Source organism: Labedella endophytica (assembly GCF_003990045.1).
In the GTDB taxonomy this organism is placed as follows: Bacteria; Actinomycetota; Actinomycetes; order Actinomycetales; family Microbacteriaceae; genus Labedella; species Labedella endophytica.
The window spans coordinates 356,390-372,673 of sequence record NZ_RZGZ01000001.1; the positions used below are offsets into that span (position 1 = coordinate 356,390).

General features: G+C 70.2%; 19 protein-coding genes. 5 read left to right on the top strand and 14 right to left on the bottom strand.

From position 1 onward, the window contains the following. Positions 1-61 precede the first annotated feature (61 nt). A complete protein-coding gene (locus ELQ94_RS01685; protein ID WP_127046526.1) occupies positions 62-964 on the bottom strand; it encodes a DNA/RNA non-specific endonuclease in 903 nt (300 codons plus the stop codon). A gap of 147 nt (positions 965-1,111) precedes the next feature. On the opposite strand from ELQ94_RS01685, the gene ELQ94_RS01690 reads away from it, so the two are divergent. Further along, a complete protein-coding gene (locus ELQ94_RS01690) occupies positions 1,112-1,663 on the top strand; it encodes a MarR family winged helix-turn-helix transcriptional regulator (protein ID WP_127046528.1) in 552 nt (183 codons plus the stop codon). 40 nt (positions 1,664-1,703) lie between these two features. Here ELQ94_RS01690 and ELQ94_RS01695 read toward each other — a convergent pair whose 3' ends face one another. Further along, a complete protein-coding gene (locus ELQ94_RS01695) occupies positions 1,704-2,552 on the bottom strand; it encodes an SDR family NAD(P)-dependent oxidoreductase (protein WP_127046530.1) in 849 nt (282 codons plus the stop codon). 113 nt (positions 2,553-2,665) lie between these two features. After that, positions 2,666-3,457, bottom strand: coding sequence for a transglutaminase-like domain-containing protein (locus tag ELQ94_RS17500; RefSeq protein WP_243696814.1), 792 nt, complete (start codon positions 3,455-3,457; stop codon positions 2,666-2,668). A 280-nt stretch (positions 3,458-3,737) separates the two neighbouring features. Here ELQ94_RS17500 and ELQ94_RS01705 point away from each other — a divergent pair, with 280 nt between their 5' ends. After that, positions 3,738-5,096, top strand: coding sequence for an HNH endonuclease signature motif containing protein (locus ELQ94_RS01705; RefSeq protein ID WP_127046534.1), 1,359 nt, complete (start codon positions 3,738-3,740; stop codon positions 5,094-5,096). 6 nt (positions 5,097-5,102) lie between these two features. On the opposite strand, the gene ELQ94_RS01710 is transcribed toward ELQ94_RS01705, so the two are convergent. Beyond that, on the bottom strand, positions 5,103-5,756 hold the full coding sequence (locus tag ELQ94_RS01710; protein ID WP_127046536.1) for a DoxX family protein: 654 nt from the start codon (positions 5,754-5,756) through the stop codon (positions 5,103-5,105). A gap of 165 nt (positions 5,757-5,921) precedes the next feature. Between ELQ94_RS01710 and ELQ94_RS01715 the strand changes: the two genes are divergently transcribed. Genes ELQ94_RS01715 through ELQ94_RS01725 form a run of 3 tightly spaced genes read left to right on the top strand, consistent with a single transcriptional unit; the run spans position 5,922 to position 8,664 of the window. Then, positions 5,922-6,383, top strand: coding sequence for an SRPBCC family protein (locus tag ELQ94_RS01715; protein ID WP_127046538.1), 462 nt, complete (start codon positions 5,922-5,924; stop codon positions 6,381-6,383). Further along, entirely contained in the window at positions 6,380-7,828 is a 1,449-nt protein-coding gene (locus ELQ94_RS01720; RefSeq protein WP_127046540.1) for a phytoene desaturase family protein, read from the top strand. The genes ELQ94_RS01715 and ELQ94_RS01720 overlap by 4 nt, the downstream gene beginning before the upstream one ends. After that, on the top strand, positions 7,825-8,664 hold the full coding sequence (locus ELQ94_RS01725; protein ID WP_127046542.1) for a UbiA family prenyltransferase: 840 nt from the start codon (positions 7,825-7,827) through the stop codon (positions 8,662-8,664). Before ELQ94_RS01720 ends, ELQ94_RS01725 begins: the two co-directional genes overlap by 4 nt. 20 nt (positions 8,665-8,684) lie before the next feature. Here ELQ94_RS01725 and ELQ94_RS01730 read toward each other — a convergent pair whose 3' ends face one another. From ELQ94_RS01730 to ELQ94_RS01775, 10 genes are all read right to left on the bottom strand, one after another. Continuing rightward, positions 8,685-9,917 carry an FAD-dependent oxidoreductase gene (locus ELQ94_RS01730; RefSeq protein WP_127046544.1) on the bottom strand — a complete coding sequence of 411 codons (1,233 nt, stop codon included), beginning with the start codon at positions 9,915-9,917 and terminating at the stop codon, positions 8,685-8,687. Then, on the bottom strand, positions 9,914-10,648 hold the full coding sequence (locus ELQ94_RS01735; RefSeq protein WP_341807714.1) for a methyltransferase domain-containing protein: 735 nt from the start codon (positions 10,646-10,648) through the stop codon (positions 9,914-9,916). The genes ELQ94_RS01730 and ELQ94_RS01735 overlap by 4 nt, the downstream gene beginning before the upstream one ends. Beyond that, on the bottom strand, positions 10,645-11,874 hold the full coding sequence (locus ELQ94_RS01740; protein ID WP_127046546.1) for a type III polyketide synthase: 1,230 nt from the start codon (positions 11,872-11,874) through the stop codon (positions 10,645-10,647). Before ELQ94_RS01740 ends, ELQ94_RS01735 begins: the two co-directional genes overlap by 4 nt. Before the next feature lie 87 nt (positions 11,875-11,961). Continuing rightward, the gene (locus ELQ94_RS01745) at positions 11,962-12,324 is read right to left on the bottom strand and encodes a VOC family protein (protein WP_127046548.1); all 363 of its coding nucleotides are present in this window, start codon (positions 12,322-12,324) and stop codon (positions 11,962-11,964) included. 72 nt (positions 12,325-12,396) lie between these two features. Further along, on the bottom strand, positions 12,397-12,927 hold the full coding sequence (locus tag ELQ94_RS01750; RefSeq protein WP_127046550.1) for a type 1 glutamine amidotransferase domain-containing protein: 531 nt from the start codon (positions 12,925-12,927) through the stop codon (positions 12,397-12,399). Between the two features lie 64 nt (positions 12,928-12,991). After that, positions 12,992-13,336, bottom strand: coding sequence for a hypothetical protein (locus ELQ94_RS01755; protein ID WP_127046552.1), 345 nt, complete (start codon positions 13,334-13,336; stop codon positions 12,992-12,994). A gap of 145 nt (positions 13,337-13,481) precedes the next feature. Continuing rightward, positions 13,482-13,703, bottom strand: coding sequence for a DUF3618 domain-containing protein (locus ELQ94_RS01760; protein WP_127046554.1), 222 nt, complete (start codon positions 13,701-13,703; stop codon positions 13,482-13,484). Continuing rightward, the gene (locus ELQ94_RS01765) at positions 13,690-14,124 is read right to left on the bottom strand and encodes a phage holin family protein (protein ID WP_127046556.1); all 435 of its coding nucleotides are present in this window, start codon (positions 14,122-14,124) and stop codon (positions 13,690-13,692) included. Before ELQ94_RS01765 ends, ELQ94_RS01760 begins: the two co-directional genes overlap by 14 nt. A 145-nt stretch (positions 14,125-14,269) precedes the next feature. Continuing rightward, positions 14,270-15,274: a carbohydrate ABC transporter permease gene (locus tag ELQ94_RS01770; protein ID WP_127046558.1), complete on the bottom strand. Its 1,005-nt coding sequence runs from the start codon at positions 15,272-15,274 to the stop codon at positions 14,270-14,272. Continuing rightward, on the bottom strand, positions 15,271-16,218 hold the full coding sequence (locus ELQ94_RS01775) for a carbohydrate ABC transporter permease (protein ID WP_127046560.1): 948 nt from the start codon (positions 16,216-16,218) through the stop codon (positions 15,271-15,273). Before ELQ94_RS01775 ends, ELQ94_RS01770 begins: the two co-directional genes overlap by 4 nt. Positions 16,219-16,284 lie beyond the last annotated feature (66 nt).

Here is a 16,284-nt window from a genome sequence, read left to right on the forward strand (position 1 = left end):
GGCGCCGGTGTGACGAGCGCCGATTGTGATCAGCGCCGGTTGTGACGAGCGCCGGTTGTGATCAGCGCAGCGTGATCTCGCGCCACGTGCTCAGCTCGCGCCAGCGGGCCGGGTCGGGGGTGCGGCCGGGAGTGGCGGCCGGCACGGGCTCGAGCACGTCGGCGTCCGCGAGTGGCCCGAGCTCGAGGCCGGCGATGGCCGCCACGTCGCCGACGGGCACCTGGAAGGTCCGGAATGGACCGAGGGGTGGCGGGGCGTCCGCGATCGCCCGTCGGCGCGCGTTCTCCTCGAGATCGAGCCCGTCGAGCTGAGGTGACTGGTCGAGGAGGAACGCGGCGGACCGCAGCAGGGCGCGCTCCGCATCCGGACCGCCGCCCGACGTCCACGCCGCGACCTTCCAGAACCGCCGGGGGATCCGCGTGCCGCGATACGGCGGGTCGCTCGGGTCGAGCACGGGACCGGTGAAGACGGACAGGCGCACGTCGTTCGCCTCGGCGTAGGCGAGCACGTGGTCCTCGAGCCCCACCCAGAGCTCCTTGCCCTGGTTGAACTCGGCCGCTTGCGGGGCCGCGTTCGTGTAGCAGAACGTGTCGACGTTGGCGGCCTCGGCCTCGTCCCCGTCGCCCCACACCGGGTCGCGCCGCCGCACGAGGTGGCCGCGATCGAGATCGTTGCGCGCATAGACGGCCGGGCCGGTCTGCTGGTCCTCCGGTACACGAGCGTCGAGGTGCCAGTCGTCGCTGCGCCCGACGTCGACGATGCGGTCGCCGTCGATGTTGACGGCCGTCGCGAGGGCGAGCCGTCTGGAGGGATCGAGCACCACCGAGAAGTGCACATACGGGAGCTCGCGCGTCTCCCGCGGCGACGTGGAACGGGGCAGCGGCACGGTCGCCGCGAGGAAATCCGCGTCGTAGCCGCCCCGCGGGACCGTGTGCGCGGGGGAGGCATGCTGGGGGGAGGACATGCTCCAGTCGTAACATGCACGACCGACACGCGGTTGAACGACGCCTGACCGCGCCGGGAACGCCGGAGGGCCTCAGCGCGTCGATCCCGAGCGTCAAGAGGCACCGCGAACCGAGAGGGTCACTCGCTTTCCGTCTACACTGTGGGCATGACAGAGCCGAGCGAGACCTCCTCCGGCTACTGGTACGGACAGGACGACCGCGGCATCCGCGCCGTGGACGTCCTCAACGGATTGCGCCGCTACAGGCAGTCCGAGCAGGCGATGAGGCGGCGCACGCGCGAGTCGATGCGGATGGGCGAGACGGATCTCCTCGCGCTCCAGTACCTCCTCCGTGCCACGAAGGGACCGAATCCCGTCGGTCCGCGCGACCTCGCGAACTACCTCGGCATCTCGTCGGCCTCGACGACCGTGCTCATCGATCGGCTCGTGCGCAGCGGCCACCTCGAACGCCACCCGCACCCCACGGACCGCCGGGCCCTCACCCTGTCGACGACGGCGACGACCGACACCGAGGTGCGCGCGACGCTCGGCCGGATGCACTCGCGCATGCTCGCCGCCACCGAGGAGCTCTCGGCGGACGAGATGCGCGCTGTCCTCAAGTTCCTCGAGAGCATGAAGGAAGCCGTCGAGATCGTCGACGTGCATGAGGAGGCGTCAGGAGAGGGTGCTCCGTCCCGCGCGTCCTCGAACCGGCGCTAGCCGTTCGGTCGTTTCGGGACGGCCCGGAAGGCGTTCCGACTCAGGCCACAGGTCCCGGGAGCAGCCCGGTCCGACGCGCACTCTCGTCCCACAGCCCCTCGGCGAGGAGCCCGTCGTACGCCTGCATGCTCGTCTTCGTGATGCGGCGCTTCTCGTAGTACTCGCCCGGCTCCCAGTCGGTGCCGGGGGTCGTGGTCGCGAGCCAGACGAGCTGCTCGGCGCCCGTCTCGGGTCCGCGCAGCACGAGGTGCTTGAGCGGCGTCTGGTAGACGAAGCGCATGAGGCTCGTGCTCTCCGAGGCGAAGCCCGTCGCGATCGTGCCGGGGTGGAATGCGACGGCGGAGATGCCTTGCTCGCCGTAACGGCGCTGGAGTTCGCGGGTGAAGAGGATGTTTTCGAGCTTCGCGTTGCCGTAGGCGCGGTTCGCGGACGGGTCCCGGTCGTCGTCGAGGTCCTCGAGATCGAGTCGACTGAAGATCCGCGCGGCGATGCTCGACGTCGCGATCACGGTCGCGCGGCTCGCGGTGAGGGTGTCGAGCAGCAGGTTCGTGAGGAGGAACGGCGCGAGGTGGTTCACCTGCAGGGTCTTCTCGAAGCCGTCGGCGGTACGTGTGCGGTCGCCGAAGATGCCGCCGGCGTTGTTGGCGAGCACGTCGATGCGCGGGTAGGCCTTCTCGAGCGCCGTGGCGAGCTCACGGACCTGGCCGAGCTCGGCGAAGTCGGACACGAACCGGTCGGCGCCGATCTCGTCGGCGACCGCGTTCGTCTTCTCGTGGGAACGGCCGACGACGACGACGCGGTGACCGTCGCGGGTCAGGCGCCGTGCGGCGGCCGCCCCGATCCCGTCGCTCGCACCCGTGATGACGATCGTGCGTGATGAATCGGTCACTGTTCCTCCGGTCGGTTCCCTCCCCACACTACGGCGGGTTCGGGCCTGTCACGGCCCGTCGCGTCGCGGCTCCCCGCAGCCCTCGGAGGGGCGTCCCGGACGGGGCGATCTCGTCAGCGCAACTCGGCGAGCTCGCGCACATCGTCGCGCGGCAGCTCGTCGGATGTGGCCGTCACGGAGACCTCGTCGAGCGTCGCAAAGCCGTGATACGTGCCGAGGAACGCGGTGTCGGCCGCGTCCCGTCCCGTGGCGATGCGCACGAGGGTCTGACGCGGGGCGAGGGTCGTCGCGTCGACGACGTGCCAGGCTCCGTCGACGTACGCCTCTGCCACGGCGTGGAAGTCCATGGGCGACAGACCCGGCGCATACACGGCCGCGAGGCGCGCAGGCACGTCGAGGGCGCGGAGGAGGGCGATGACGAGGTGCGCGTAGTCGCGGCAGACGCCCTGGCGCGCGAGGAGGGTCTGGGTGGCACCGTCGGTCGGTCCGCTCGATCCGGGCACGTAGCGCAGTTCGCTGCCCACCCAGGAGCTCACGCCGGCGAGGAGGTCGAGGCCGGAGAGCCCCGCGAACTCGGCCCGAGCCGTGGGGGAGAGGGTGTCCGACTCGCAGTAGCGGCTCGGCCGCACGTAGGTGAGCAGGTCGACATCGTCGATGGGCGCCGGCTCGGCGAGGCCGGTGACCTCGACGTCGTAGTCGATCTCGATCGTGGCCGCATCGGTGTCGATCACGTGGAGCCGCGTGCCGTGGGTCGCGAAGAGCTCCCGGGGGTCGAGAGGGGACCCGTCGCGCCGCACGTCGAGTCGTTCCGTGATCCGCTGACCCTGAGCCGCCGCGACGATGAGGGCGAGCCGCACGGACGACTGCGCGGTGATGCGGAGGTGGGCGGTCGCTCGACGCTGCACGGTTCCTCGTCTCTCAGGGTTCGCGGCCGGGTCGTGATCGAGCGCGGCCGGTGACGGCCGTCGTCGATTCGACGATAGAAGATCCCGCGGGTCGGGGAAAGGGGGAGACCGGTCGGCGAGGCTCGGCCTCGCGACGTCCCCACTCCGTTCCCTGAGCTTGTCGAAGGGAGGTGACCCTCTCCGATCCGCAACCTGTCGTCCACAGGCCGTGTTCTCGAGGGAAACTGACTCCTTTTTCAGATACCGTCCGAATGTCGGTGGTCTCGTGTTCACTAGACGTATGGGGGAACACGGCACAACGCACCGGCAGGCGATCGGAGCACTGATCGCCCAGTTCGACGCGACCCTCTCCGCCCTCGATCCAGCCCTGTTGTCCGGGGCGGAGTTCCTCTCGATCGTGTCCGAAGCGGAAGCCTTCGGGCGCCGCGCGGACGCCCTGCGCGCTCGCGTAGCGGCGGAGTCCGAGACCCGCATCGATGGCCCGATCGACACCCTCGGTGCCGCGGGATATGCGTCCGCGAAAGACGCCGTCGCGAAACTCACCGGCACATCCGTCGCGGAGGCATCCCGTCGTATCCGCACGGGCAAGGGCATGGCTCCCGGAGTCGCGTTATCCGGTGCGTCTACGGCGCCGCGTCACCCGGCGGTCGCCGCGGCCGTCGCGGCCGGTCACCTCGGTGTCGAGGCGGCGGATGTCATCATGCAGAACCTCGACGCGGTCGCGTCCCGCGTCGACCCGATGGTCCTCGCGGAGACCGAGGAGAGTCTGGTCTTTCTGGCGGCCGGCACAGACACCCACCCGCCCCTGTGCGTGGATCTCGTGCGGGTGCAGATCGCCCCGTTCCTCCTTCGCATCGATCCCGATGGCGCCCGACCGCGGGAGAAGCGCGCTCAGAGGAAGAGGCACCTCACGTTCGGGCAGGCGTGCCTCGACGGGGTGATCCCCGTGTCCGGGCTACTGATCGCCGAGGTCGGGGCAACCTTCAAGCGTCTCGTGGACGCACACGCCCGCAAAGTGACGTTCACCGACGGCACCGAGTCGGCCCCGGCCGCAGCCGATGATCGCACGCGTCCACAGCGCAACCATGACACGCTTGCGGACATCCTCAGCGCCGCATCACGCGTGAAGGATGCCCCCGAGTTGGCGGGGTCGGCGCCCGCGGTCCTCGTGGCCGTCACCGCCACCGCCGTCGAGGACGGGCGCGGTGTCGGGTTCATCGACGGGCACGCCGCCCCCATCTCTATCGAGGCCGTCGAACGCCTCATCGACACGCGCGGGCACCAGACGGTGACCCTCAATGCGGCGGGTCGGGTCCTGTCAATGGGGTCCACCCAACGCTGCTTCACACCCTCCCAACGCCGCGCGATCACCACCCGCGACGGCGGCTGTGTGATCCCCGGCTGTACCACCCCCGCCGGATGGTGCGAAGTACATCATGTGATCCCGTGGCGGGCCGGAGGCGAGACCCACACCGACAACGGGGTGCTCCTCTGTTGGGGGCATCACCAACGCATCGACTCCGGGCCCTGGCGGCTTTCGATGCCGGACGGAGTCCCGCACGTTCGCGGACCGGGGCAGGTGGAATGGACCCCCGCCGGCATGTCGCGCGTCCGCTCGCAGCTCACCCGAACCGGATGATGCCGCTCAGGATGCGCCGTCGGTGCCCTGGGTCGGTAGCTCGGGCGTGGCCTCGTCGACGGCGACGGGAGGAGGCGTCTCCGCGGGTCCCGCGTGTCGGCCGGAGCCGTCGGCGTCTGCGTCTGCGTCGGCGTCTACGTCGGCGTTATCGTCTGCGCCGGAACCCTGCTCGACGGCAGCCCGCCGACCGGCCTCGATGAGCACGGTCGAGGCGATCGCCCCGGCGGCGACGGACGCGAGCGCCCAGCCGATCCCCCACTTCTTCTTCCCGGTCACGGCGTCGAGCGAGAGCAGACCGGGACCGTCCGCGACGACGGCGGTCGCGGCGGCGATGAGCAGCCCGTTGAACTCCCACCCGCCCCCGGCGTTCCACAGGCCGTTGTTCCAATGCACCTTGCGGATGGCCGTGATCATGGTGGCGGTTATCCCGGCGGCGGCCACGGGGGTCGCCGCGCCGAGGGCGAGGGCGGCGCCTCCCGCCGTCTCGGTGACGGCCGCCGCGACCGCGTTGCGCCGCGCGGGATGCATCTCGAGGCTGTGCATCATCTGCGTCGTGCCCTCGAGCCCGGGGCCGTCGAACGAACCGCGCAGCTTCTGCAGCCCGTCGCCCACGAAGAGACCGCCGACCGCGAGTCGGATGATGAGAGTTCCTGCCGTCATGCTGATGCTCCTCGGAGTGGATGGTCGTGCGGGTTCCTTCGAGCGTCGAACGGCGGGCGGCGCAGGTCAAGGGGGTCGGCGGGAGCCGCCCGATGTGCCAGGCACGTGCCGCCCCGGCGATGTCCACCCCGTGCCCACTGCATCGAGCCCCGCTAGCGTTGAGGCATGTCGACCAATACACGTGTGATGGCCTGCCGACCCGAGGACGTCTTCGGCGTCCTGAATGATGGATGGTTGTTCCCGGTCTGGGTGGTCGGGGCCTCGCGCATGCGGGACGTCGACGACGCGTGGCCGTACGAGGGGAGTCACCTCCAGCACTCGTTCGGCGTCTGGCCACTGCTCATCAACGACAAGACGACCGTGCTGGAGTACGACGCCCCGCGGCGCCTCGTGATCCAGCCGTCCGGCTGGCCGATCGGCGAGGCGCGCGTCACGCTCGAGGTGCAACCGCACCGGAAGGGATGCCTCGTCCGCATCACCGAGAAGGCCGTGAAGGGCCCGGGTGCACTCATCCCGGCACCGCTGCTCGACATCCCGCTGTACATGCGCAACCACGAGACCCTCAGGCGTCTGGCGTACATCGCCGAGGGCAAGGCCGACAACGGCGACGCGCCGGCCGACGCATGAGCGAGGTCGATGCTGTCGTCGTCGGATCCGGGCCCAACGGCCTCGCCGCGGCGGTCACCCTCGCCCGCGCCGGACTGAGCGTGCGTGTCTTCGAGCGGGAGGCGACGATCGGCGGCGGGGCGCGCACGATGGAGCTCACGCTCCCCGGCTTCCACCACGACGTGTGCTCGGCGGTCCACCCGATGGCGCTCGCCTCGGGTTTCTTCCGCAACTTCCGGCTCCAGGACCGCATCGAGCTCCGCGTCCCCGAGGTGTCATACGGTCACCCGCTCGACGGGGGCCGGGCCGGGATCGCGTATCGCGACATCCATCGCACGGCCGAGGCCCTCGGCCGTGACGGCGACGCGTGGCTTTCGCTCATGGGGCCGCTCGCGGATAACGCCGACGCCGTGGCGCGCTTCGCCGGATCGCCGATCCTGCGCATCCCCCGCAATCCCGTGACGGTCGGGCGCTTCGGCCTACGGGCGCTCGAGCAGGGCCTGCCCACGTGGAACCTGCGGTTCCGCGAGCGGGTCGCCCCGGCCATGCTCACGGGCGTCGCGGCGCACTCCATCCGGCAGATGCCGAGCCTCGCGACGGCGGGCGCCGGGTTGTCGCTCGGAGCGTACGCTCACGGCCGCGGCTGGCCGATCCCGGTGGGCGGTAGCCAGGCGATCGTGGATGCGATGGCGGACGATCTGCGCGCGCACGGCGGGGAGATCGTCACGAACTCAGCCGTCACCGACATCGAGGAGGTGCACGGCGCACGCGCGGTCCTGTTCGACACGAGCGCCCGTGGTCTCCTCCGCATCGCCGGTGACCGCTTGCCCGACGGCTACGTGCGCCGGGTCGAGCGGTTCCGCTACGGCAACGCCGTCGCGAAGGTGGACTTCGCCCTGTCCGGTCCCGTTCCGTGGACCAACGAGGAGTTGCGGAAGGCCGGCACGCTCCACGTCGGCGGCAGTCGCGAGGAGATCGCGGCGGCCGAGGACGAGGTCGCGGCGGGACGGCACAGCGAGCGCCCCTATGTTCTACTCGCCCAGCCGTCGATCCTCGACGAGGGCCGCGCACCCGACGGCGGGCACGTCCTGTGGGCGTACACGCACGTGCCCCGCGGGTCGACGCTCGACCAGACGGAGGTGATCACGCGGCAGATCGAGCGCTTCGCCCCCGGGTTCCGCGACCTCGTGCTCGCGTCGTCGAACAAGACGGCCGTGGACATGGAGGATCAGAACCCGAACTACATCGCGGGCGACATCGCCGCCGGAGAGGCGAGCATGCGGCAGCTCATCGCCCGGCCGCTCCTCTCCCTCGACCCGTGGCGCACCCCCGCGCGCGGGGTCTACCTGGCTTCTTCGTCGACACCCCCGGGTCCTGGCGTGCACGGCCTCGCCGGGTGGTACGCGGCACGGAGCGCCCTGCGGCACGAATTCGGCATCACGTCGATGCCCTCGCTCGCGCCGTGAGATCCGCCCGTTCCCTTCTGCTCTCCTCCCACCCGGGTCCGACGCTCGCGGTGACGCTGCTGTGCCTCGTGCTCGGGGTTGCGATCGGGCTGGAGCCCTGGCGGCTCGTGATCCTCACGCTCGCGGTGCTCGCCGGTCAGCTCTCGATCGGCTTCTCGAACGACGCGATCGACGCAGCCCGGGACATCGCAGTCGGCCGCGCCGACAAGCCCATCGCGACGGGGGCGATCTCGCGCCGCGCGGTGGCACGTGCCTCGGTCGTGACCCTCGTCGCCGCGCTCGTGCTGTCGCTCGTGCTCGGCCTCGGCATGCTCGTCGCACACAGCGTGGTCATCGCGGGCGGCTGGGCGTACAACGCGTGGCTCAAGCGGACCGCGTTCTCGGTGGTGCCGTTCATCGTGAGCTTCGGCACGCTGCCCTCCCTCGCGACCCTCTCGGCCCTCGAGCCCGGTGTCGCCGCGCTCTGGGCCGGTGCCACCGGTGCGATCCTCGGCGTGTCCATCCACTTCACGAACGCGCTGCCCGACCTCGCCGACGACCGCCGCACGGGGGTCTCGGGACTGCCGCACCGACTCGGCCGGCGGCCCGCCGGGGTCGTTGCCTTCGCCGCCCTCGCGCTCGGCGCCGTGATCGTGCTCGTGGGCCCTCTCGTGAACGGAGCAGCACCGAGTGCCGTCGCGATCGTGGGTTTCGTCGCGACGCTCGGCCTCGCGGTCACAGGCACGGCGCTCGCGCTCCGCGGTCCGGCCCACCGCATCCTGTTCCGACTCGTGATGGCCGCCGGCCTGCTCATCGCGGTGCAGCTCGCGTTCGGGGGCGTGCGACTCGTCGCGTGATGGGCGCCGTCCGCGATCGGTCAGCTCCGGTTCGCGTCGCCACCCATCGCGTAGACCCGCGCAAGCCGAGCGCCCCCTCGGCCGCGCAGGGCCGCTCGGAGGGCGAGCGAGCGCACGCGCAGGTCGACCGGGGTGCCCGCCGCGCTCACGAGCATGTTGGCCTCGGCCTGGCGTGCCGCCGCGACGGCGATGCGTCGTCGTCGTACGCCCCATTCGGCGAGGGACGCGGTCGATCCGGCCGGTGACCCCCTGAGCAGCTCCGTCACCACCGGCACGAGCTCGGCGACGTCGAGCCAGCCGAGGTTCATGCCCTGCCCGCCGATGGGGCTGATCTCGTGGGCGGCGTCCCCGACGATCGCGATCCGACTGCCCACGGCGAAGTGTTCGGCGATTCGACGCCGCACACCGAACGCACTCAGCATGGAGACGGACGCCGGATCCAAGCGATGCCCGGTCCGCGCGTGTACGAGCCGCTCGAGCGTGTCGGCCCCGGCGCCCTCGAGCAGCGCCGGAGTGTGGGCGACGAATCGACGGACACCTCCCGGCAGGGGGAACGACTCGACGACGCCGTCGGGGGTGAGCGTGACGACCGCGTCGGGACCGTCGCCCGTCGTGTCGGCGGCGTCCCCCATCAGATAGGTGTCGCGATACGTCCGATCCGCGGTCGACACCCCGAGCCGGCGCCGCGACATGCTCCCGCCGCCCTCCGCGATGACCACGAAGCGGGGGCGCACCTGGCGCGCGCCCGCTTCGTCGGCCGTCGATCCGGTCGGGACGCCGCGCACGGTCACGCCGCGCACGTCGGGCGCGATCCCCACGACCTCCATGCCATACGAGACGGACACGGCCCTGGCGCCACTGGACGGGTCGAGGCGCCGGATCGCGTCCGCGAGGATCGCGTGCGTGCGGTGCTGTGGCAGGGTGGCCACGAACGGGAACCGGCTGGACACACCCGCGAAGGAGACGCTCCCGACGTCGCGGGTTCGCGCGTCGGCACCGATGGCCAGGGTCACGCGGGCGTGTGCGCGTCTCACCGGCACGGCCTCGTCGATGATCGCGTCCGCCGCCCCGATCGCGTCGAGCGCGTGCAGGGCCGGAGGGTGGATGCCGATGGCGCGGGACAGCGGTGGGCGATCGCTCTCCCCGGGCTCGTCGCGCTTGTCCCACAGCTCCACGTCGAGCCCGGCGGTCGCGAACGCGGAGGCGGCATAGAGGCCCACGGCCCCGGCTCCGATGACGAGGACGTCGCTCACGAGCGGTCTCCATCAACCGAGCGAGGCCCATCGAACAGGGCGAGCAGCCGGAAGGGACTCTGTCGTTCGACGCGCCACCCGACGGGCACGGCGTCGGCGAGCTCGACGAGGGTGTAGCTGCGACGGACGGACCGGAGCCCGTCGGTCCGGAGGAAGGACCCGGGCGCGAGCGGGGTGATACCGATCTGATACCCCGTGTAGGCGAGGCGGCCGCGCTCGATGTCGTTGTGCACCGCGAGGCGTCGGGCGAGTCGCTCCGAATCGGCGAGCACGGCTGCGAGGGCCGGAGCGTCGAGGTGGTGGAGAACGTGATTGGAGAGGACCACGTCGAATCGTTCGCCGGCTGCGACGAGGTCGGAGCTCGTCGCGCGCCGGAAGGAGACCGTGTCGGGGGCCGCGCGGGCGGTGGCGAACGCGAAGGCCCGGTCGTCCGGATCGATCGCCGTGATGCGCACGTCCACGTGATCGCGGGCGGCCCAGCGGGCGAGGGTCACGGGCACGTCTCCGCCCCCGAACCCGATGTCGAGGATCGTGAGAGGCTCGCCTCCGCGTCCGATCTCCGGCGCGAGCGGACGGATCCGCTCCCGGTAGAGGCGGCGCCACCCGGACACGAGGCCGTTGACGATGCCGAATCGCGCGTACGTGCGCTCGAGGGCGCGCTGATCGCACGACGGGTCGTCCATGAGCTCGGCGAGCTCGACGGCCCGATGGCGGAGGGACGGAGCGATCACGGTCGGGGAGCGGTTCGCGGGGTGGTGCGTCGGGTCATCGCGGCGGACTCCACGGTGAGCCCCGGTCCGAAGGCCATCGCGCAGACGCGGCCGCCGTCGGGGTCCACGTCCGCACCGATACCCTCGCCCGCACCGATGCCGCCGACGGCATCGTCCTCGCCGTGGAGGATGCGGCGCAGGATGAACAGGACCGTGCCGCTCGACATGTTCCCGGCCGTGCGCAGCACCTCGCGAGAGGGCGCCAGCTGCCCGTCCGAGAGGGCCAGGGTCGACTGCACCCGGTCGAGGATGCTGCGCCCGCCCGGGTGGATGGCCCAGTGCGGCACCGCGCCCGTGGGATCCTCGAGCGCCCCCGGGATGGTCCCGAGCACGGGAGCGAGGGCCTCGGTGATGGACTTCTCGATGATCTGCGGAACGTAGCTGCTGAGGACCATCTCGAAGCCGTGGTCGGAGATCGTCCACGCCATGTCGGTCTCGCCGTCGGTCGTGATCGCGGTGGAGAACGAGTCGAGGTCGAGCACGGGGCCCGAACCGCCGTCTTCCCGCGCCGTGACGATGGCGGCCGCGGCGCCGTCGGCGAAGACGGACGACGCGACGATCGAGTCCGGATCGTCGGAGGAGCGGATGTGGAGCGTGCAGAGTTCGAGGCAGACCACGAGCACGACCGCTTCCGGGTCGGCGGCGCAGAACTGGGCGGCCGATCGCAGGGCGGGGAACGCGCCGTAGCAGCCCATGAATCCGAGGTGGTAGCGCTGCGTGTCCGTGCCGAGCCCGAGGGCCTTCACGAGCACGAAATCGGGGCCGGGTGCGAAGAAGCCCGTGCACGACACGGTGACGACGTGGGTGACGTCGGACGCCTCGAAGCCCGACGCATCGAGGGCCGCGCGCGCCGCTCCCACGAGCAGGCCGGGCGCCTCACGGGAATAGACGTCGTTCCGCACGCCGGTGCCCGGGTTGAGGATGAGGCCGTCCGTCGCGGAGTAGAAGGTCGGTGCGTCGGCGTCTGCGGGGTTCGGCGTGCCGGTGGTGGCGTTCACCCCTGCCTGGCCGAGTTCTGCGATCACCGTGTGCCGCGTCTCGATGGCGGAGCCGTCGAAGGCCGCTCCGATGATCCGCTGCGCGAGCCGGGACACCCCGGGCTGTGTGCGGAAGATGTCGCGCACGACGTCCTGCGAGAGGACGGTGTCCGGCACCCGGGTTTCGATGGAGCGTATTCGAGCGGGCATGGGATCAGCGTAATCGCGCGTTCCGACGGGGCGGGGGGCTGCCCATCCGCCCCGCCGCACGCTACGGTGTCGCAGGTGCTGCCGGGGTCAGCCCCAGCAGAGGCAGAACGGGTGGCCGGAGGGATCGGCGTAGACCTGGAAGCCGGAGGTCGCGTCGAGATCGTCGGCGAGCTCGAGGATCCGAGCGCCGGCCTCCAGCGCCTCAGCGTGCGCCGCGCGGATGTCGGTCACGTAGAGGTCGAGGTGCAGTTGCTGCGGAACACCGTCGGGCCACTGCGGCGGGGTGTGGTCGGGTGCGAGCTGGAACCCGAGCTCGGGCCGACCATCGACGGTCAGGGTGTGCCAGTCGTCCTCGGCCTCGACGGTGCCTCCGAGGATGCGGGACCAAAACGAGCTCTCCGCCTCGAGGTCGGCTGTGTCGAACACGAGGATCTTCCGTGTGATGTCCATGGGGCAAGCCTGGCACCACCGAGGGGATCCGTCGATGACGGATCCCCTCGGATCGAACGGTTGGTGCGGATCTCAGCCGATGCTCGTGATGGCACCCGTGAAGGCGGGGAGGTCCTCGGGGGAGCGCGACGTGATGAGCGTCCAGCCGTCCGCCTCGTCTGTCACGAGCTCCTCGTCCACCCAGGTGGCGCCGGAGTTGCGGACGTCCGTCGCGATGCTCGCGAAGGACGTGAGGGTCTTGCCGCGGGTGAGGTCGGCCTCGACGAGCAGCCAGGGCGCGTGGCAGATGGCGGCGATCGTCTTGCCGTCGCGGGCGAAGGCGCGTGCGATGTTGAGGGCGGTCGCCTCGAGCCGGAGCTGATCGGCGTTGATCGTGCCGCCGGGCACGACGAGGAGGTCGAACGCCGAGGGGTCGACGTCGTCGAGCGTCGTGTCGGGTGTGACCGACTCGCCCGGCTTCTCGTCGCCGACGAGCGTGCGGATGTCGTCGGTCGAGACCGCGGCGATCGTGACGTCGATACCGGCGTCGCGGAGTGCCTTCACGGGCACGGTGAGTTCGTCCTGCTCGATGCCGTAGTTGGTGGTGATCACGAGAGCGCTCATGGGTGTGCCTTTCTTCCGTTGGTACTGATGTGGTGATGGCCGGACACCGGCCGACGGCCTCCGGTCAGGCGAGGGCGCGTGCCGCGTGCGATACGTCGAGGGTCTGAGCGACCTCGACGGCGCGGTCGTAGTACTCGCCGGCGAGGGCGACGTACACCCGGCCGACGTGCTCGACGAAGCCGATGGTGCGGCCGTCCCGACGGACGCGCACGAGGCTCGGCGCGATCCGTTCGAGTGCGAGGGCCTCGTGGTCCGGTGTCTCGACGACACCCGCTCGGATGAGAGCCGTGTGCGTCGCCGCCGAGGGTGACGAGGCCGTGCGCGTCTCTGCCGGACGACGAGCCGCCCCGGTGGTCGGCGACGTTCGTGTCCTGGAACTCCGTCGTGTGTCGTGCGTGTCGATCGACATGTCTCCGCCCTTCTCGCGGCGTCGTTGCGCGTGATCCAACGCTAGGCGAGCGCGCCGGACGGGGCCCGGCCTTGACACCCCGAGACAGCGCGTCTACTCGGGCGGAATCGCGATCGTCGAGGGCGCGAGCGACAGGGCGCGAGCGTCAGTGGCGAACGATGCGGTACAGGACCACGACGCCGAGCGCGACCACGGCCGTGCCCGCGACGGCGATCGCGGCGACGGGGATCGGTTGTTCGTCGGCGAGCTTCCGCACGCGTGCGACGCCGTCCTGCCACCGGACGCGGGGGTCGACGCGCTCCTCGATCTCGTCGAGCGTCTCGGCGAGAGAGTCGCGGGCCTCGTCGAGGTCGTCAGCGCGCGGCATTGTCGTATTCGCCCTCGCCCTTGACGGCGCGGATGTCGGACTTGACGCTCGCAACGGCCTCCGTGGGGACGGGCGGGACCCCGGTCTTCAGCGCCTTGATCCCCACGAGGGCGAGCACGATGACGATGATCAGCACGACGCCGCCCACGATGAGAGCAGCGGCCCAGGCCGGCAGGACAAGCGAGAGGGCGATGATCGCTGCGGCGAGCATGATCTGCAGGAAGATGATCGCGAGGATCGCCGCTCCCACGAGGAGTCCGGCGCCGACACCGGCGGCCTTGAGCTTCGTCGACATCTCCTGCTTGGCGAGCTGGATCTCGCCGCGGATCATGCGGGAGACGAGTTCGGGAAGGCGTCCGATGAGGGAGCCGAGCGACTTGTCGCGGAGGCGTGAACGATCCTCGGTGGAGTTGGTGGACATTGCTGGTCCTCTCGTCGATGATCCGGGGCGTACTCCCTATGGTCCCGCGGGAGGAGCCCGAACCACAAACGCCCGGTCCGCGGCTACCGGGGTGCAACGGCAGCACATATACTCCGTGACCCGAGACCGCGTCGTCGGGCCGCTCTCAGCCCTTCCGCGCCTGCGTCGCGACGCCCTCGATGAAGTAGCGCTGGCCGAACGCGAAGAGGAGGAGCATCGGGATGGTCACGATCACGCTCGCCACCATCACGTACTGGTAGTCGCCCTGTCCGCCGTTGGACGGACTGAAGGTCGTCATGGCGTAAGCGATACCGAGTGGCACCGTGAAACCGTCGACCGACCCGGCGTTCAGGTAGATGAGAGCGCCTTGCAGGTTGTTCCAGCTGGCCTGGAATTCGAAGAGGAAGATGATGACGAATGACGGGATCGACAACGGCAGGGCGATGCGACGGAAGAGACCGAAGTAGCTCGCTCCGTCGAGCCGCGCGGCTTCGAAGAGCTCCTTCGGCAGCCCGAGGAAGAACTGGCGCTGCAGGAAGATGTAGAACGCGGAACCGAAGAGGTTGGCGGCGAACAGCGGGAGGATCGTCCCGAGCAGGCCGAGGTTCTTCCAGATGAGGTATTGAGGCACCATGGTGACGGCGCCGGGCAACATCATGGTGGCGAGGACGAGACCGAAGAGGATCCCGCGGCCCGGGAACCGGAAGTAGGCGAAGCCGAACGCCACGAGCGAGCTCGAGATCGACACGAGGGCGGCCGCGAGCAGGGCGATCACGATGCTGTTGAGGATCCACGAGAACAGCGGGAGCTGGTTCCAGACCTCCGCGTAATTCCCGGGCAGGATCGTGTTCGGGATGAGCCGGTTGTCGAAGACCTCGCCGCGCGGCTTGAGGCTCGCGGCGACGAGCCACACGAACGGGTAGAGGAACAGCGCGCTCAGAGCCGCGAGGAGCGTCCACAGCACGCCCTTCGCGACGGCTCGCCGCCGCCGGTACCGACCGTCGCCCGCGAACCGCCGCTCGGTGCGTGCAGCCGGGCGCTCGGCGAGCTCCTCGTCGAGCGCGGGTGGCAGCCCCACGATGGGACCGCTGTTCGGTGAGGGCTCCGGCGAGGACCCGGTGGATGTGCCCGTGGACGTGGATGCGCTCATCGGTTGTCTCCCTCGTAGTACACGAAGCGGTTGCTCATCTTCACCTGTACGAGGGTGATGAGAAGGATGATGACGAACAGCAGCCACGCCATCGCGGCGGCGAACCCGAAATCGAACTGCCGGAACGCCTGCTGGAAGAGGTAGACGCCGTAGAAGAGGGATGACTCGGGCGAGGCGTTGGTCTGGTCGCGCCAGAACAGCAGGTACGCCTGGTCGAACACCTGCAGGGCGGCGATCGTGAGCACGATGATGTTGAAGAAGATCGCGCCGGAGATCATCGGCACGGTGATCGAGAAGAACTGGCGCACCGGACCAGCGCCGTCGAGCGCCGCCACTTCGTACAGTTCCACGGGGACGTTCTTGAGCGCGGCGAGGAAGATGACCATCGTCCCGGCGACCCCCCAGAGGGTCATGAGGACGATCGACGGCTTCACCCAGTCGGGGTCGATGAGCCATTGCGGCCCCTCGATCCCGAAGACGGCGAGGAACTGGTTGATCGCTCCCGTGTTGCCGTTGAGGAGCAGAAGGAACATCGAGGCGGTGGCGACCGTCGGCGTCATCCGGGGCAGGTAGAACACGGTGCGGAAGAACCCGGCGCCCCGGCCCACCCGGTTGAGCACGAATGCGAGGAGCAGGGCGAAGACGATCTCGAACGGCACCGCGAGTACGGCGTAGAAGAGCGTGTTGGCGAGGGACAGTCCCACCTTGGGGTCCTCGAACAACCCGGCGTAGTTGTCGATGCCCGTCGGGGAGATGTCCCCCGTCGCGAGGTTGTAGTCGCTGAGCGAGATGACGAGGCTGTAGCCCATGGCGCCCGCCGTGAAGACGAGGAAGCCGATGATCCAGGGGCTGATGAAGAGGTATCCCGCGATGGCCTCCCGCCGGTTGTACTTCTTCACCCGGATCTCGGACACCGGGGTGTGGGTGGCTCTGGCCTGCGACATGATCGGCAGGCTACGGCTGTCGAAGAGGGCGTCTCAATACATTGATTTCGACCGAGAACCGTGCTT

Excerpts from the sequence above, each read along its gene's own strand:
- ELQ94_RS01685 (WP_127046526.1), bottom strand. The coding sequence starts at position 964 with ATGTCCTCCCCCCAGCATGCCTCCCCCGCGCACACGGTCCCGCGGGGC.
- ELQ94_RS01690 (WP_127046528.1), top strand. The coding sequence starts at position 1,112 with ATGACAGAGCCGAGCGAGACCTCCTCCGGCTACTGGTACGGACAGGAC.
- ELQ94_RS01705 (WP_127046534.1), top strand. The coding sequence starts at position 3,738 with ATGGGGGAACACGGCACAACGCACCGGCAGGCGATCGGAGCACTGATC.
- ELQ94_RS01710 (WP_127046536.1), bottom strand. The coding sequence starts at position 5,756 with ATGACGGCAGGAACTCTCATCATCCGACTCGCGGTCGGCGGTCTCTTC.
- ELQ94_RS01715 (WP_127046538.1), top strand. The coding sequence starts at position 5,922 with ATGTCGACCAATACACGTGTGATGGCCTGCCGACCCGAGGACGTCTTC.
- ELQ94_RS01720 (WP_127046540.1), top strand. The coding sequence starts at position 6,380 with ATGAGCGAGGTCGATGCTGTCGTCGTCGGATCCGGGCCCAACGGCCTC.
- ELQ94_RS01740 (WP_127046546.1), bottom strand. The coding sequence starts at position 11,874 with ATGCCCGCTCGAATACGCTCCATCGAAACCCGGGTGCCGGACACCGTC.
- ELQ94_RS01745 (WP_127046548.1), bottom strand. The coding sequence starts at position 12,324 with ATGGACATCACACGGAAGATCCTCGTGTTCGACACAGCCGACCTCGAG.
- ELQ94_RS01750 (WP_127046550.1), bottom strand. The coding sequence starts at position 12,927 with ATGAGCGCTCTCGTGATCACCACCAACTACGGCATCGAGCAGGACGAA.
- ELQ94_RS01755 (WP_127046552.1), bottom strand. The coding sequence starts at position 13,336 with ATGTCGATCGACACGCACGACACACGACGGAGTTCCAGGACACGAACG.
- ELQ94_RS01760 (WP_127046554.1), bottom strand. The coding sequence starts at position 13,703 with ATGCCGCGCGCTGACGACCTCGACGAGGCCCGCGACTCTCTCGCCGAG.
- ELQ94_RS01765 (WP_127046556.1), bottom strand. The coding sequence starts at position 14,124 with ATGTCCACCAACTCCACCGAGGATCGTTCACGCCTCCGCGACAAGTCG.
- ELQ94_RS01770 (WP_127046558.1), bottom strand. The coding sequence starts at position 15,274 with ATGAGCGCATCCACGTCCACGGGCACATCCACCGGGTCCTCGCCGGAG.
- ELQ94_RS01775 (WP_127046560.1), bottom strand. The coding sequence starts at position 16,218 with ATGTCGCAGGCCAGAGCCACCCACACCCCGGTGTCCGAGATCCGGGTG.